General features: G+C 71.6%; 16 protein-coding genes. 15 read left to right on the forward strand and 1 reads right to left on the reverse strand.

Going from position 1 to position 15,960, the window contains the following annotated elements; all coding sequences use genetic code 11:
* Positions 1-14 precede the first annotated feature (14 nt).
* From HNR02_RS11775 to folK, 12 genes are all read left to right on the forward strand, one after another.
* Complete coding sequence (locus HNR02_RS11775; protein ID WP_179773234.1) at positions 15-1,067, forward strand: Rv3626c family coenzyme F420 biosynthesis-associated protein; 1,053 nt, start codon at positions 15-17, stop codon at positions 1,065-1,067.
* The gene (tilS, locus tag HNR02_RS11780) at positions 1,064-2,023 is read left to right on the forward strand and encodes a tRNA lysidine(34) synthetase TilS (RefSeq protein ID WP_179773235.1); all 960 of its coding nucleotides are present in this window, start codon (positions 1,064-1,066) and stop codon (positions 2,021-2,023) included. Before HNR02_RS11775 ends, tilS begins: the two co-directional genes overlap by 4 nt.
* Before the next feature lie 3 nt (positions 2,024-2,026).
* Complete coding sequence (gene hpt / locus HNR02_RS11785) at positions 2,027-2,581, forward strand: hypoxanthine phosphoribosyltransferase (RefSeq protein ID WP_179773236.1); 555 nt, start codon at positions 2,027-2,029, stop codon at positions 2,579-2,581.
* A gap of 136 nt (positions 2,582-2,717) precedes the next feature.
* Complete coding sequence (locus HNR02_RS11790; RefSeq protein ID WP_179773237.1) at positions 2,718-3,086, forward strand: hypothetical protein; 369 nt, start codon at positions 2,718-2,720, stop codon at positions 3,084-3,086.
* Positions 3,087-3,105: 19 nt separating this feature from the next.
* Positions 3,106-4,440, forward strand: coding sequence for a WXG100 family type VII secretion target (locus tag HNR02_RS11795; RefSeq protein ID WP_179773238.1), 1,335 nt, complete (start codon positions 3,106-3,108; stop codon positions 4,438-4,440).
* 37 nt (positions 4,441-4,477) lie between these two features.
* Positions 4,478-5,278: an ESX secretion-associated protein EspG gene (locus HNR02_RS11800; protein ID WP_179773239.1), complete on the forward strand. Its 801-nt coding sequence runs from the start codon at positions 4,478-4,480 to the stop codon at positions 5,276-5,278.
* Entirely contained in the window at positions 5,275-6,081 is an 807-nt protein-coding gene (locus HNR02_RS11805) for an ESX secretion-associated protein EspG (RefSeq protein WP_179773240.1), read from the forward strand. The genes HNR02_RS11800 and HNR02_RS11805 overlap by 4 nt, the downstream gene beginning before the upstream one ends.
* 199 nt (positions 6,082-6,280) lie before the next feature.
* A complete protein-coding gene (ftsH, locus tag HNR02_RS11810; protein WP_179773241.1) occupies positions 6,281-8,620 on the forward strand; it encodes an ATP-dependent zinc metalloprotease FtsH in 2,340 nt (779 codons plus the stop codon).
* Entirely contained in the window at positions 8,610-9,212 is a 603-nt protein-coding gene (gene folE, locus HNR02_RS11815; protein WP_312861142.1) for a GTP cyclohydrolase I FolE, read from the forward strand. The genes ftsH and folE overlap by 11 nt, the downstream gene beginning before the upstream one ends.
* A complete protein-coding gene (folP, locus tag HNR02_RS11820; RefSeq protein WP_246338543.1) occupies positions 9,209-10,033 on the forward strand; it encodes a dihydropteroate synthase in 825 nt (274 codons plus the stop codon). Before folE ends, folP begins: the two co-directional genes overlap by 4 nt.
* Complete coding sequence (gene folB / locus HNR02_RS11825) at positions 10,026-10,391, forward strand: dihydroneopterin aldolase (RefSeq protein ID WP_179773242.1); 366 nt, start codon at positions 10,026-10,028, stop codon at positions 10,389-10,391. Before folP ends, folB begins: the two co-directional genes overlap by 8 nt.
* Positions 10,388-10,876, forward strand: coding sequence for a 2-amino-4-hydroxy-6-hydroxymethyldihydropteridine diphosphokinase (gene folK / locus HNR02_RS11830; RefSeq protein ID WP_179773243.1), 489 nt, complete (start codon positions 10,388-10,390; stop codon positions 10,874-10,876). Before folB ends, folK begins: the two co-directional genes overlap by 4 nt.
* Before the next feature lie 542 nt (positions 10,877-11,418).
* On the opposite strand, the gene HNR02_RS11835 is transcribed toward folK, so the two are convergent.
* Positions 11,419-12,348: a helix-turn-helix domain-containing protein gene (locus HNR02_RS11835; protein ID WP_179773244.1), complete on the reverse strand. Its 930-nt coding sequence runs from the start codon at positions 12,346-12,348 to the stop codon at positions 11,419-11,421.
* A 61-nt stretch (positions 12,349-12,409) separates the two neighbouring features.
* On the opposite strand from HNR02_RS11835, the gene HNR02_RS11840 reads away from it, so the two are divergent.
* The 3 genes from HNR02_RS11840 (at position 12,410) to HNR02_RS11850 (ending at position 15,887) form a co-directional block, all read left to right on the forward strand.
* Positions 12,410-12,871: a DUF3180 domain-containing protein gene (locus HNR02_RS11840; RefSeq protein ID WP_179773245.1), complete on the forward strand. Its 462-nt coding sequence runs from the start codon at positions 12,410-12,412 to the stop codon at positions 12,869-12,871.
* Positions 12,872-12,940: 69 nt separating this feature from the next.
* Positions 12,941-14,656, forward strand: a complete 1,716-nt coding sequence (locus HNR02_RS11845; RefSeq protein WP_179773246.1) for a DUF6779 domain-containing protein — start codon at positions 12,941-12,943, stop codon at positions 14,654-14,656.
* A 124-nt stretch (positions 14,657-14,780) separates the two neighbouring features.
* Positions 14,781-15,887 (forward strand): PrsW family intramembrane metalloprotease, encoded by a 1,107-nt coding sequence (locus tag HNR02_RS11850; RefSeq protein ID WP_179775864.1) that lies wholly within the window; start codon positions 14,781-14,783, stop codon positions 15,885-15,887.
* Positions 15,888-15,960: the final 73 nt, after the last annotated feature.

A 15,960-nucleotide genomic window follows, 5' to 3' on the forward strand; every position in this document is an offset into this window, starting at 1 on the left:
GGAAGGTGGACACGATGAGCGAGGTGGCGACCAGGCCGGTCGTGGACTGGTCACTGGCCGCGTCCACGGGCGCCTTCCTCGCCCGCGGCGGGCCGGTGGTCTCCCGCGAGGAGGCCACGCTGGCCGTGACCGAGTTGCGGGATCTGACCGTGGACGCCGAAGCGCACGTCCGCGATCTCACCGGTCTCGGCTCGGGGCTGCCGCTGCTGCCCGGTGACGTGGTGGACCGGCCCGGCTGGGTCCGCTCGGCCGCCGCCGGGCTCGACGCGCTCACCGCGAAGGCCCTGCCGCCCAACCCGACCGGGCCGCTCGCGCCCGTCCTCGCCGGTGGCGCCGGCGTGCAGACCGGTGTGGTGCTGGCGTTCCTGGCCTCCAGGGTGCTGGGCCAGTACGACCCGTTCGGCGGGCCGGACCGCGACGGCAGGCTGATCCTGGTGGCGCCGAACGTGGTCACCGCGCAGCAGGCGCTGCGGGTGCCCGGCCGCGATTTCCGGATGTGGGTCTGCCTGCACGAGTCCACCCACCGGCTGCAGTTCACCGCGGTGTCCTGGCTGCGTGACTACTTCGCCGACGAGGTCGAGCGGTTGGTCGGCGGGCTGACCGGGGACGATGACGGGGTGGCCGACCTGCTCGGGCGGCTGCCGGACGCGTTGCGGGAGGTCAAGCGGGCCAGGGCCGACGGGATCGTCGCGGTCGGGCAGTTGCTGCGCTCGCCCGAGCAGCGCGAGGTGTTCGACCGCCTGCTCGCGCTGTCCACACTGCTCGAAGGGCACGCGGACTACGTGATGGACGCGGTGGGGCCGAGCGTCGTGCCCACGGTCGAGACCATCCGGGCGCGCTTCACCGACCGCCGTCAGGGCGGTGGCCTGCTGGACCGGTTGCTGCGGGCGCTGCTCGGCGTGGACGCCAAGATCCGCCAGTACGCGCAGGGCGCGGCCTTCACCCGGCACGTGGTCGGCCGGGTCGGGATGGCCGGGTTCAACGCGGTCTGGACCTCCCCGAACACCCTGCCGACCCGGTCCGAGATCGCCGACCCGGAGGCGTGGGTGCGGCGCGTCCACCCGTGACCGGGCCGCACCCCGCGGTGGCGGAGGTCCGCCGCGCGGTGCGGAAGCTGCTGGCGGGCTGCCCGGATCCGGCGGGGATCGACGTCGCGTTGTCCGGGGGAGCCGACTCGCTCGCGCTCACCGAGGCCGCGGTGTTCACCGGGCGGCGTCTCGGGCTGCCGGTGCGCGCGCTGGTCGTCGACCACGGGTTGCAGGAGGGTTCCGCGCGGGTGGCCGCCGAAGCGGCCGCGGTGGCGCGCGAGCTCGGGGTGGACTCCGCGGAGGTGCTGGCGGTCGAGGTGACCGGTCCGGGCGGACCCGAGGCGGCCGCCCGGTACGCCCGGTACGCGGCGCTTCGCGAACATCACCGCGGCATCGTCCTGCTCGGCCACACGCGCGACGACCAGGCCGAGACCGTCCTGCTCGGACTCGGCCGCGGGTCCGGTCCGCGCTCGATCGCGGGCATGCGTGCTGTGGATCATCCGTGGGGTAGGCCACTCCTGGACGTGCCCCGGGAGACGACGCGGGCGGCCTGTCGCGCGCTCGGGCTGACCCCGTGGGAAGACCCGCACAACAGCGATCCGCGCTTCACCCGCGCCCGCCTGCGCGCGGAGGTACTGCCACTGCTGGACGAGGTGCTGGGCGGCGGCGTCGCCGGGGCGCTGGCCCGCACGGCCGCCCAGCTCAGAGAGGATTCCGAGGCCCTCGACGCGTTCGCGGCGGACTTCCTGGCGCGGCACGGAAAACCGGACATCGAAGCGCTCGCGCCACTTCCGGCCTCCCTCCGGCGAAGGGTCCTGCGCGACTGGCTCGTCGCGGGCGGCGCGCGCGGACTCACCGACGCCCACCTGCGGTCGGTCGACGCGCTGGTCGGCGAATGGCGCGGTCAGGGCGGGGTCTGGCTACCCGGCGGCTTGGTGGTGACCCGCACGCATGGCAGGCTTGCCATGAATCCACCGGAAACAAGAGGGGACTGACCCGTGTACGAAGGCGAGATCGCCTCCGTCCTCATCACCGAGCAGCAGATCGAAGACAAGGTCACCGAGCTCGCCAAGCAGATCGCCGCGGACTACGAGCGCGAGACGTCCGCGGGCGACCTGCTGCTGGTGGGGGTGCTCAAGGGCGCCGTCATGTTCATGACCGACTTCGCCAGGGTGCTGCCGATGCCGGCGCAGCTGGAGTTCATGGCCGTCTCCTCGTACGGTTCGTCCACGTCGTCCTCCGGCGTGGTGCGGATCCTCAAGGACCTCGACCGCGACATCACCGGGCGTCACGTGCTGATCGTCGAGGACATCGTCGACTCCGGGCTCACGCTGTCCTGGCTGCTGAAGAACCTGGCGAGCCGCGACCCGGCGTCGCTGGAGGTCGTCACGCTGCTGCGCAAGCCGGACGCGGTCAAGGTCGACGTGCCGGTCCGCTACGTCGGGTTCGACATCCCGAACGAGTTCGTCGTCGGGTACGGGCTGGACTACGCGGAGCGCTACCGGGACCTGCCCTACATCGGCACCCTTGATCCGAAGGTGTACGGAGCCTGAACACGGTGCGTGAGCACCGGGAATTCCCGAACCGGATCGGGCCGGAACGCGTCATAACCGTCGGTGGGGTGCGTTAACCTGTGCGAACGAGGGTGACGCGCCGCGTTGCGGTACGAACATGGGGTAGGGAGAACTGATGGGGAGCTACGCGGACGCCGCGGCGTTCCGGAACGCCGCTGTCAACGGCCAGCTGGGGGTCGACCCCGACGCCGCGCAGACGGTGCTGAAGAAGATCCGCCTCGGCAAGGACCAGGTGGAGAACCTGCTGAACAACGCCGGATCGCTGGCCGAGGCGCCCAAGCTCGGGAACAACCCGGTCGGCAACGCGATCGCCGCGAAGTTCGTCGAGCGCGCCGACGGGGGCGGTGAGTCGTACGTGACCGCCCTGCGCAACCTCTACAGCCAGTACCAGCAGGCCGAAGAGGCCATCATCGCGGCCATGAGCCACTACGACAGGATCGACCAGGACGCCGTGGACGCGCTCGCGCCCGGGCGGCAGGCCTGACCGGGGGGTATTGATCACCATGACTTCTCCGAGCAGCGACTTCAGAGGCGGGTCCGTGCAGCTGGGCGACAACGGCGAGTCCGCCGCGCTCGTGCAGCAGGCTCGCAGCGGCGCGGGTGGCTTCACCTACGGCGGCGACCGCGCCATCGGCAGCCCCCCGAACTGGGCCTCGCAGGAGAGCAACCAGCTCTACCTCGGCGCCACCCAGAACAACGATCCGGCCACGGCCGAGGCCACCGGGCGCGCCTGGCAGTCCCACGGCACCAACCTGCACCAGGCGGCCGACGACCTGTACAACGCGATCACCGAGCTGGGCAACGCGTGGGTCGGCCAGGGTGCCGGTTCCGCGCAGGGCGCGCTGGTGGGCATCGCGAACTCCAGCAGGCAGGCCGGCGACGCCGCGCACACCATGTCCAGCCGCATGACGCAGCAGGCGACCGCGGCCGCCGAGGTCAAGAAGATGCCGGCGCCGAAGGACTTCGACCCGGCCAAGCAGACCGCGGCGATGCTCGCGGGCGGTCCGGCGGCGATGGTCGCGGACATGAAGCAGCAGGCCGACGAGGCGCGCGCCGTGCACGCCCAGCAGGTCCAGTACTTCAACGCCTACACGCAGGCGATGTCCGAGGTGGACGGCGCGACCCCGAGCTTCGGCCCGGAGTCGCTCGGCCTGCCGGCGGACGGCCGCATCGGCGGCACGTCGGCGCAGTCCGTCGGCGCCTCCACGGGTGCGGTCCCCGGTGCACTGGGTGCCACGGGTGCCGGTCCGGTCGGCGGGATCGCCGGCGGGATTCCCGGTGGCGGCGGGGCCGGCTTCGCGGCGGGCGGCGTGCCCGCTGGCGGGCCTGCTCCGCACGGCGCTCCGGTTCCGGCCCCGGCTCCGGCGCCGGGTGCCGTCTCGGGCGCCGGGCAGCCTGCCGTGGCGGCGCCCTCCGGCGGTGGCGGTTCCGCCGCGCTGGGTGCGGCGGCCGGTCTCGGTGCGGCGGGCCTCGCCGCGGTGGGCGGCAAGGCCGCGCTCGGCCGGGGCAGCAAGTCCGGGGCCAAGGAGCGTCCGGCCGACGAGACCGCGGCCAGCTCGGACCAGTCCCAGCAGCACGCCCAGAGCGCCGCGCAGCAGCAGGCCCAGCAGCAGGGCCTGATGTCCAGCGGTGGCACCATCGGCGGCGGCAGCACCACCCCGCCCGCGTCCGGTATGGGTGGTGGCATGGGTGCCGGTGGCGCGCACGGCGCGGAGGACGAGGAGCACACCCGTGCGTCCTTCCTCGTCGAGGCCGACCCCGACGAGGCGTTCGGCGCCAACGTGGCGACGGCGCCGCCGGTCATCGGTGCCTGGAACGACGACGAGGACGACCGCTGACCCGGCGCACGCGCGCGAACCCGAAAAGAGGGACTTGATGGTGCGAGCGGAGCTGCTCACTCCGCTGGAGCTGGACTTCCTCTGGGAGTCGTTCGGAGCAGGCGAACTGCCGTATCCGCTTGAGGTGCGCTCGCACGGTGCGACCATGGATGAGCGCGCCGACCTGCGACGGCAGACCCTGGACCGGCTGGCCGCGCGCGGCGCGGCCGACGGCAGGGGCCGTCCCGCGCCGCACCTCGAGGAGTTCTTCGAGGTGCTGGCCGGTGCGGACACCAGCCTGGACAGCGTGCACATCACCGCGCCCGACGCGCACCCGCTGCTGGCGGTGGCGGCGTCGCTCGCCGGGCGCGGTGTGCTCGCGGTGCGCGACGACAGGGGCTTCCACTTCCAGCCGATGCCGTCGGACGGTCTCGCCGGCGGGATCGTGTCCCTGCTGCCCGCCGCCCCGCGCGGCACCGAAAAGTCCATCACGGTCCCGCTCGAACAGCTCCTGACCACCACGGGCGCGGATTTCCTGCAGCGCCGTCCGGCGGGCGGCGGCCGCGCGAGCGCCGACGACGACCGCAAGGCGCTGGCGCGCCTGCAGGCCCAGCCGCGACTGCGGGGCGGGCAGATCGGCGCCAATGCACGCACCCGCGGCGGCGCGAAGAACCGGCCGCCGGTGCTGAGCTGGTTCGACACCGACGCGGGCCGCTACTTCACGCAGGCCAGCCGGGGGCACGACGGGCGCGACTGGATCACCATCGCCCCCGCGGACGCCGCCACGCTGCGGCACCGGCTCGGCGAGATGCTGGTCAGCGCGGCCGGTATGAACCTGGCTCCCGGCGGTGCCTGGTGAACCGCGCCGAGTTCTTCACGCCGTTGACCTTCGACTTCCTGTGGGAGGCCGCGGGGATCGGCGAGCTGCCGTACCCGCTGCAGGTGCGTTCGCACGGCGCGACCATGGACGAGCGCGCGACGCTGCGGCAGCGGGCGCACGACGAGCTGCGGGCCCGCGGCGTCCGTGATCACTACGGTCGCCTGGAACCGCAGGTCGAGGACTGGTTCCGGGTCCTGTCGCAGCCGAGTTCGAGCGTCGACGCGGTGCACATCCCGGACTTCCGGGTGCCGCCGGTGTCGATCCTCGCGGCCACCGACGGCACGCTGGGCGTCGTGGCGATCCAGGACGCCGACGGCATCTGGATCCGGCCGACCTTCGCCGAGGGGCTGGCCTCCACGGTCGTCGACCTGCTGCCGCCGGGCACCCGCGGCACCGAGGCTTCGATCACACTCCCGGTCGACGAGGCCCTGCGCATCCCGCCCACCCGGGCGGCCGTTCCGGTCGGCGCGGACGACCCGAAGCCGCGTCGACGGTCGCTGAGCGAAGCGCCGTCCGACCCGCGCGAGGCGTACGCGCGCCTGTCCGGTCAGCCCCGGCTGCGCGGTGGTCAGCTCGCCGCGAACAGCCGCTCCGAGGTGGTCGGCCGCCGCAGGTCACCGGTGCTGGGCTGGTTCGACACGGCCAGCGGCCGCTACCTGAGCCTGTCCCGGCCGGGCGCGGACGGCCGGGAGTGGGTCACCGTCTCCTCGGCGGACGCGAAAACCCTGCGTACGAGGCTTTCGGAGATGGTGGCGAGCGTCACGGCCGACCCCGGCCACTGACCTGCGCCACTTCGGGGAACCAGACCGCGGCATCGGCCGTTGACCTGCTTGAGACTCGTGCAGGTGCCCATGTCGGCCGGGCTGTACCCTGGATTGACGGGGTGTTCCTCGCACACCGCAAGTTGTTGTCTACACCGTGACGGCGGATGTGACATCTACCGCCTAGCCAGGGAGGGTCGAGGCCGAACGGCCGAGGCATATGGACCGGAAGCGCCTGCTCAGGAACCCGCTGCTGTGGATCGTCGCGGTTGTGTTGATCTTCCTCGCGGTCAACACCCTCTTCGACAGCGATCGCGGTTATACCCAGGTCCCCACTTCACAGGCGATTGCCCAGATCGACGGCAACAACGTGAAGGAAGCCAACCTGGAGGACAAGGAGCAACAGCTCAAGCTGTCGCTCACGAACAAGATCGATGTCGACGGCCAGCAGGTCGACCAGGTCATCACGTCGTTCCCCGGCGGGGCGACCGACCGGATCTACGCCAGCCTGGCCGACAAGCCGAACATCAAGTTCAGCACCACGGTGACGCAGCAGGGTTTCTTCACGCAGATCCTGTACTACATCATTCCGCTCGGCCTGCTGCTCCTGCTGCTGATGTGGATGATGAACAACGCGCAGGGCGGCGGCAACCGCGTCCTGAACTTCGGCAAGTCCAAGGCGAAGCAGCTGAACAAGGACATGCCGAAGACGACGTTCAACGACGTCGCGGGTGCCGACGAGGCGGTCGAAGAGCTCTACGAGATCAAGGACTTCCTGCAGAACCCGGCGCGCTACCAGGCGCTGGGCGCGAAGATCCCGAAGGGCGTGCTGCTGTACGGCCCGCCCGGTACCGGTAAGACGCTGCTCGCGCGTGCCGTCGCCGGTGAGGCGGCCGTGCCGTTCTACACGATCTCCGGGTCCGACTTCGTCGAGATGTTCGTCGGTGTCGGTGCCTCCCGGGTGCGTGACCTGTTCGAGCAGGCCAAGCAGAACGCGCCGTGCATCATTTTCGTCGACGAGATCGACGCGGTCGGCCGCCAGCGCGGCGCCGGCCTCGGCGGTGGTCACGACGAGCGCGAGCAGACGCTGAACCAGCTGCTCGTCGAGATGGACGGCTTCGACTCGCGCGGCGGCATCATCCTGATCGCGGCAACCAACCGGCCGGACATCCTCGACCCGGCGCTGCTGCGCCCCGGCCGCTTCGACCGGCAGATCCCGGTGTCCGCGCCGGACCTCGCCGGCCGCCGCCAGATCCTCGAGGTGCACTCGAAGGGCAAGCCGCTGGCGCAGGGTGTCGACCTGCACGCGCTGGCCAAGCGCACCGTGGGCATGTCCGGTGCCGACCTGGCCAACGTCATCAACGAGGCCGCGCTGCTCACCGCGCGCCAGAACGGGCACGTGATCACCGATTCGGCGCTGGAGGAGTCGGTCGACCGCGTGATCGGCGGCCCGGCCCGCAAGAGCCGGATCATCTCCGAGCAGGAGAAGAAGATCACCGCCTACCACGAGGGCGGGCACGCGCTGGCCGCGTGGGCGATGCCGGACCTGGAGCCGGTGTACAAGCTGACGATCCTGCCGCGTGGCCGGACGGGTGGGCACGCGCTGGTCGTCCCCGAGGACGACAAGCAGCTGATGACCCGGTCCGAGATGATCGCCCGGCTGGTGTTCGCCATGGGTGGCCGCACCGCCGAGGAACTGGTCTTCCACGAGCCGACCACGGGCGCGTCGTCCGACATCGAGCAGGCGACCAAGATCGCCAAGGCGATGGTCATGGAGTACGGCATGAGCGCCCGCCTCGGCGCCGTGAAGTACGGCCAGGACCAGGGCGACCCGTTCCTGGGCCGCTCGGCGGGCCGCCAGGCGGACTACTCGCTCGAAGTCGCGCACGAGATCGACGAAGAGGTCCGCAAGCTCATCGAGACCGCGCACACCGAGGCGTGGGAGGTGCTCAACACCTACCGCGACGTGCTCGACGACCTGGTGCTGGAGCTCCTGGAGAAGGAGACGCTGAGCCGCAAGGATCTCGAGCGGATCTTCGCCTCCGTCGAGAAGCGCCCGCACATCACCGTCTTCAACGAGTTCGGTGAGCGCACCCCGTCGGACAAGCCGCCGATCAAGACCCCGGGTGAGCTGGCGATGGAGCGCGGTGAGCCGTGGCCGCCGCCGGAGAAGAAGCCGGCGCCGCGTCAGGTGCCGACCCCGGTCGGGACCGCGCCGGGCGGTGGCGACCTGCCCGGTGGTCCGCCGTACAGCCAGCCGGAGCCGCCGTCGAACCCGTACGCGCCGCCGTCGCCCGGCGGGTCGAACGGGGGCCGTCCGTACGGCCCGAACGGCACCGGGCAGTGGCCGCAGCCCTACAACGGTGACAACCAGTCGGGCCCGCCGAACTACGGTGCGCCTCCGGGCTGGACCCCGGCGACTCAGCCGGGTGGTCAGACCCCGTGGCGCCCCGGCCAGGGCGAGCAGCCGCGGCAGGGCGACTGGTTCGGTGGCCGCGACGAGGGCCAGGGCCAGCACCGGCGGAATCCCGACGAGCAGGACGGTCAAGATCGACAGTGAGCTGACGCCCGAGGAGGGACCGGTCTTCGACCAGGCGCGTGCCGAGAAGGCGGTGCGTGAGCTGCTGGAGGCCGTGGGCGAGAACCCGGACCGGGAGGGTCTGCGCGACACTCCCGCCCGGGTGGCCCGTGCCTACCGGGAGATGTTCGCCGGGCTCTACACCGATCCCGCCTCGGTGCTGGCACGCACCTTCGACGAGTCGCACGAAGAGCTGGTGCTGGTCACCGACATCCCGATGTACAGCACGTGTGAGCACCACCTGGTGCCGTTCCACGGGGTTGCGCACGTCGGGTACATCCCGAACAGCCAGGGCAAGGTCACCGGCTTGTCGAAGCTTGCGCGGCTGGTCGACCTCTACGCGAAGCGCCCGCAGGTGCAGGAACGGCTGACCTCGCAGATCGCGGACGCGCTGGTGCGCAAGCTCGAACCGCGGGGCGTGATCGTCGTGGTCGAGGCCGAGCACCTGTGCATGTCGATGCGGGGCATCCGCAAGCCCGGTGCCCGCACCACGACTTCGGCGGTGCGGGGCATGCTGCAGTCGTCGGCGACGTCGCGGGCGGAGGCGCTGGAACTGATCAAGGGCCGTCGATGAGTTCGCCGGACCGGTGTCTGGTGATGGGCGTCCTGAACGTCACGCCGGACTCGTTTTCGGACGGTGGCCGTTATTTCGGCCTGGATGGCGCGCTGGCGCACGCCCATGAGATGTGGGAGCGCGGCGCGGACATCATCGACGTGGGTGGCGAGTCGACGCGGCCCGGTTCGTCCCGGGTGGACGCGGAGACCGAGATCGCCAGGGTGCTGCCGGTCGTGCGCGCGCTCGCGGCGGACGGTCTGCGGATTTCGGTGGACACCACGCGCGCGGCGGTCGCCGAGGCGACGCTCGATGCGGGGGCCGAGATCATCAACGACGTGTCCGGTGGTCTCGCGGACCCGGCCATGGCGAAGGTGGCCGCGACGAGTCAGGCGCCGTGGGTGCTGATGCACTGGCGCGGGCACAGCAAGGACATGAACGCGCTCGCCACGTACGACGATGTGGTCGCCGATGTGCGGGACGAGCTGGGGTCGCGGGTGGAGGCGGCGCTCGCGGCGGGTGTCGCGCCGGAGAAGATCATCCTCGATCCCGGCCTGGGTTTCGCGAAGCGCGGCGAGCACGACTGGGCGCTGCTGAACCGGCTGGACGTTTTTCAGGACATGGGTTTCCCGGTGCTGGTGGGGGCTTCGCGCAAGCGGTTCCTGGGCACGCTGCTGGCGTCGGACGGTGTGCCACGACCCCCGGCAGGCCGTGAAGACGCGACCGCGGCCGTTTCGGCGATCGCCGCGGTGCAGGGGGCATGGGGCGTGCGGGTGCACAACGTCGGCGCGTCGCTGGACGCGGTCGCGGTCGCCGCGGCGTGGAGGCGTGGACGTGCCTGACCGGATCACGCTCACCGGGCTGCGGGTGTTCGGGCGGCACGGGGTTTTCGAGCACGAGAAGCGGGACGGGCAGGAGTTCGTGGTCGACGTCGTCGCGTGGCTGGACCTGGCGCCCGCCGCCGCTTCGGACGATCTGCGGGAGACGTTGCACTACGGCGAGCTGGCGCAGCTGGCGGCGGACATCGTCGGCGGCGAGCCGTACGATCTGATCGAAAGCGTCGCGGGCCGGATCGCCGGCGAGGTGCTGGCGAAGGATCCCCGCTTGTCCGCTGTGGAGGTCACGGTGCACAAACCGTCCGCGCCGATCCCGCTGACCTTCGCCGACGTGGCGGTCACCGTGCACCGGACCCGCACGTGAGGGCGGTCCTGTCACTCGGCTCGAACCTCGGCGATCGCCTGGCTCACCTGCGCTCCGTCGTGGACGGTCTGGGACCGGCGGTGGTCGCGGTGTCCAGTGTGTACGAAACGGAACCGTGGGGCGTCGAAGACCAGCCCGACTTCCTCAACGCGGTGTGCATTGTGGACGATCCCGCGCGCGACGAGTGGGCGTGGCTGCGCGCAGGCCAGTCCCTCGAACGCGACGCACACCGAGTCCGTGAGCTGCGCTGGGGCCCCCGCACGCTGGACGTCGACATCGTGACGGTGGACGACGTACGCTCGGATGATCCGGAGCTGCTGCTGCCGCACCCCGGAACCCCCGAACGTGCCAGCGTGCTGATCCCGTGGCTGGAAATCGACCCGAACGCCATACTTCCCGGCCACGGCCCGGTCCGCGACCTGCTGGCCACGCGTCCCGAGTCGGACCGCAAGTCGGTGCGCCTCCTGCAGCCCTTCCCACGGTAAGGCGAGCGCCAGCGAGCCTGCACTAAAACGAGCTGGGTGGTCATCCCGTCGCCTGAGGCCGTCAGATCACTGTGAGCCAGGCCCGCACACTTCCAGCCCTGCCGCAGCCTAGAGATCAAAAGCGTGCGGGCCTGGCTCACAGTGATAGGCCTCAATCAGGCGACGGGATGACCACCCAGCGACCACCCACCCGAGGTGAGCCGGACTGCGAAAGCCCTGGTCATCCCGGAGCCAGCCCGTCCGGCGAGGACTCTTTTGATCTTTAAAACCGAGCGCTGCGCGCTAAAAGAACCCTGACCTGGGCTTTCCCCCGATGCGCGATCGTCTAACGGTCGAGCCACCGCGTCAAGCCGGGAAAGCGTGGCTTGACCCGGTGTCTCGACCGTTAGGGCGGCTGTGTATCGGGGGGCCGGGGGAGGTGGGGGTGAGGTGGTGGTTCCGTTGTGCGCCAGGCCGCCGGTTTTGGGGCACGGGCGCGGAGGTCTCGGCGGGGTGATTCCGTTTCGCTTCCCGGTCACCACCACACCGAAAATCCCTTCCCCTCACACGCGCAGTGCTGCCGTCAGCCACTCCACCGCCGGTACCCGAGTGGGAATGGCGCCCCACCCATTGATCGTCGCCATCAGTTGCCAGTAGCGCTCGGCCCGGTGGTCGGTGCCCACGGCGATCCGGTCGGCCACGAAGGCGCGGAAGGTGCGATCGGCCGGGTCCTGACCCTCACCGGCCCAGGTACGGGCGACGTCGTCCGCCAGTGCGCGGCCCTCCGCCGAGTCCGGGGCCAGTCCGGCGTCGAGCGCCGTCTGGGCCCGTTCGCTCCAGTCGGCCCAAGCTTCCTGCGCCGGAATGACTTCCTCACCCGCGGTCCACGTGTCCGCATGGCTCTCGCCCATTCGCCGGATCGCCGCGCGGAAATCGGCGTCCTGGATCAGCTCCGCGAGCTCGATCCACGCCTCCAGCTGCTCGGGCGAAGGGTCGTCCGGCAGGTGCGGTTTGGCCGAACTCATCCGGGCGTAGAACTCCGGATCGACCTCCAGCCCGTCGGTCACCTCCTGCCAGAACTCGTCCACCAGCCTGGCCCGCTCATCGTCGGACATCGAGGCGAGTTTGTTCATCAGTTTCACTTCCTCCAGTTCGGACTCCCGCTTCACGACCGCCCGCAACACCGCCCGCCGCAGCCGCAACCTGCGGATCTGCTCGTCGAGCGCGTCGATGTGCCGGTGTGCCAGCCGGGACACACTTGTCTCCCGCGCCAGCACCGCCGACACGTCGGCCAGACCGAGACCCAGCTCGCGCAGGGTCTTGATCAGTTCGAGCCGGGCCAGGGCCGTCACGTCGTACAGCCGGTAGCCCGAACTCGTGCGATCGGTGGGCGGGAGCAGATCCTCGTCGGAGTAGAACCGGATCGTCTTGACCGGCAGACCGGTCCGCCTGCTCAACTCCCCGATGGTGAAAGTCCCGCCCACACGAGCCATCCTGAACCCTCCAGTCACTGGAGAGTCAACTGTCGCACAACCGCGTCGGTACCGTGGCCCTATGCACTTCACCCGGCCTCGTGAGCTGGTGATCGCCGGGCTGATCGGGCTCGTCGCCGCGTACCTGCTGTTCGAGTTCGCCTACGGCGACCTGCCCCGGTTGCCCCGGCTGGCCGGCGTTTCGCTGCTCGTGCTCGCGGTGATCGAGGTCGCACTGGCGTTTTCGATGCGGTCCCGGATCAAGTCGCGGCGGGTGGTCAACGCTGTCTCGGCGGCGCGCACCGTCGCGCTCGCCAAGGCGTCCTCGCTCCTCGGCGCGATCATGCTCGGCGCGTGGGCCGGGATCACGGCCGCGCTGCTTCCCCGCGCGTCGGAGCTGGCCGCGGCGTCGAGTGATCTCCGCAGCGTCGCCATCGGGGCGGTGTGCGCGGTGGCGCTGATCGCGGCGGCGCTGTGGCTCGAGCACTGCTGCCGGACGCCCGAGGACGACGAACGTGACCCTGATCATCACCCGACCGGTTAACGCTGAGAACCGACCGCTCGAAGTACCAACCAGGTCTCAGACGGATAACTAGCGGGTACGGTGTGGTTCATGACTGGCGAGGGTGACGAGACGCGCGGCCGCGTCGTGGGCAGGCCGTGGTTTCTCATCGGCCTGGCCCTCGCGGTCGCCGCCACGATTCCGCTGGTGCTCGCCGACGACGTCCGGTATATGCGACTGGGCATCGTCGCCGCGTTGTGGGCGGCGCTGATCGGCGCTTTCCTCGCGGTGCGGTACCGGCGCCAGGCGACCAGCACCGAAGAGGTCGTCGCGCAGGCGCAGGAGGTCTACGAGCTGGAGCTCGAACGCGAGATCGCCGCGCGGCGCGAGTTCGAGCTGGAGGTCGAGGCCGAGACGCGGCAACGGGTCGAGTCCGAGTCCCGCAGCGAGCTGGACGCCCTGCGCGCCGAAATCGCGTCACTGCGCGAAAACCTGCAGGGCCTCTTCGGCGGCGAGGTGCTGCTCGAACGCGTCGCGCTGACCGCGCAGGCCACCCGGATGCGGGCGCTGCGCGAGGAGCAGAAGTTCGTCGAGTCGGGCACGAGCAAACCCGCGCAGCTCACCGCGGCGAAGAAGGAAGCCACCGACCGGCCGACCGAGTTCATCGAGCGGGTGCGGGAGAAGGAGCCGGTGCGCACCGGCGTCCGCGCCACCGCCCCCGAACCGCGTCGCCCGGAACGGTCCATGGACCTGCCGCTGCGCCGGGTCGCCAACGCCGAGCCCGCCGATCCGGAGCGGACACGGGTCCAGCCCGCCGCGAAGAAGCCGGAACGCCCGCAGGCCCGTCCCGTCGAACCGAGCCGCCCCGCGCCCAGCCGTCCCGAGCGCGTCCGCCCGGCGGCCGCGGTCCCGCCCGTGAAGCGCAAGCCGGACCCGGTGGAGCAGCCGACGCAGGTCGCGAAGGCCCTCGAACCGGACTGGACGCCGCGGGCCGAACGGTCGGCCACCGACCTCTCCGCCGCGTTCCCCACCCGCACCACCCGCCCGGTGAAGCCCGAACCCGTCCGCGCCGAGCCCCGATGGACCGAGCCGGTGCCTGCCGAGCCCGCCCGCGCCGAGCCGCGGTGGGCCGAGCCGGTGCCCGCGGAGCCGGAGTCGTCGGTCGCCGTGCCGGAGGATCACCCGGTGGTCAACGAGACGTTGCCGGTCGAGGTCCGGCGGCTGGCCCAGCAGGGCAGGCCGGGCGGACGGCGTCGGCGCGCGGAGGAGGACGAGGCGCCCGCGGGCCGCCGTCACCGCCCGGACGCGGACGAGGCGCCGCCCGGGACGCGAGTACCCGACGCCGACGAGGCGCCCCCCGGGTTGCCGCGCCTGTCGGTCGCCGGAGACGACGAGCCCGACAGCCGCCGCCCGGCCGCCGGAGCCGCGATCTCCGGTCGCCGAGCCGCCGAGCCGAACGGGCACCGCGCCGCTGACGAGGCCCGGCCCGGCGGACCGAGCGGCCGCCGGGCAGGCGAGTCGAGTGGTTTCCGCGCCGCGGCCCGCTCCGGTGAACAGCGCGGCACCCGCGCCGACGCTGAGCCGAACGGCCACCGAGCCGCGGAGGAGGCGTCGTCGGGCCGCCGTCGCCGTCCGGAAGGCGAGGCGCCGTCCTGGGTGAGCACGGGCCGCCGCGCGAAGCCCGAGCCCGAGTCCCCGCGCACGAACAGCCGCGAGACACCGGCCGAAGACACCGGTTCCCACTCCGCGGGCCGCTCGGTGAACGAACTCCTCGCCGCGAACGGCAAGACCACCACTCCACGCCGCCGCCGCCGCGCCGAGGACTGACCGGCCACCGCAGTCCCCCAATGCCACATCGGGGGAACGTCCGGCACCGCGCGGTACGTGGGTGGGGCGTGAACCAGTCACCGTAGAGTGCCGGGCTGTGACGGCACCACCTCGCAGGCTCACCGTGCTCCTGCCCGTGTTCGGCCTCGTCGTCCTGGCCGTGTGCGGGCTGACCCTGCTCGGCCTGGCCACCGTGCGGGTCGGGCCGATGGCGGTGGCCATCGGCGTCGCCGCGGCGCTCGTGCCCGTCGCGGTCGTCGTGGCGACCATCCTGTGGGTCGACCGCTGGGAGCCGGAACCCGCGAAGTTCCTGCTGGTCGCCTTCTTCTGGGGCGCGTGCCTCGCCGCGATCACCGCACTGCTGATCAACAACACCGCCGAAACGGTCGGCGACCTGCTCCTCGGCGAGGGCGGCGGCAGCAAGCTCAGCGCCCTCCTGTCCGCGCCGCTCGTCGAAGAGGCGGCGAAAGCTTCGTTCGTGCTGGCCGTGCTGGTGCGCCGCGCCGACGAGTTCGACGGGGTCATCGACGGCATCGTCTACGCCGGCTTCACCGCGGCCGGCTTCGCGTTCACGGAGAACATCTACTACTTCGGCCGCGCCTTCTCCGACTACGGTTTCGGCGACCCCACCAGCACCGGGGTGATCGCCGCGTTCGTGCTGCGCGGGGTCATGTCGCCGTTCACGCACCCGCTGTTCGCCGCGCTGACCGGCATCGGCATCGGCTACGCGGCCCGCGCGGACAGCCGCGCCGTCAAGGTCCTCGCCCCGATCGGCGGTTACCTCGCCGCCGTCCTGCTGCACGCGTTGTGGAACGGCGCGGCGGTACTCGGCGGGGCGCAGACGTTCCTCAACGTCTACTTCCTGATCATGGTCCCGATCTTCATCGCGGTCGTGCTGCTCGTGCTGCTGCAGCGTCGCCGCGAACAGCGGATCGTCGAGGCAGCCCTGCCGTCCATGGTGCGGGCGCGCTGGATCGCGCCGTCGGAGGTCGAGCTGCTGTCGACGCTGGCCGGCCGTCGCGAGTGGCGGCGGGAGGCGCGGCAGCAGTCCGGGCGAGCGGCGGCGAAGGCCGTCGCCCGCTACCAGGCGAGCGTCACCGAACTCGCGTTCCTGCGTCGCCGCACCGCCACCGCCGGACACGAGAAACGCAGGCGGGAACTGCTGACCACCCTGCGCACCGCGCGCGCCGACGCCGTCCGGCTGGCCGGTGAAGGCAGTCAAACCGGATGAACCGGGTCGGGTGAAGCTGGTCACCCGCCCCCGCGCCGGGCCGCTTCCGCGAGCTACCCTCGCCCCGTCGTCC

It is taken from the genome of Amycolatopsis endophytica, assembly GCF_013410405.1.
Taxonomy (GTDB): domain Bacteria; phylum Actinomycetota; class Actinomycetes; order Mycobacteriales; family Pseudonocardiaceae; genus Amycolatopsis_E; species Amycolatopsis_E endophytica.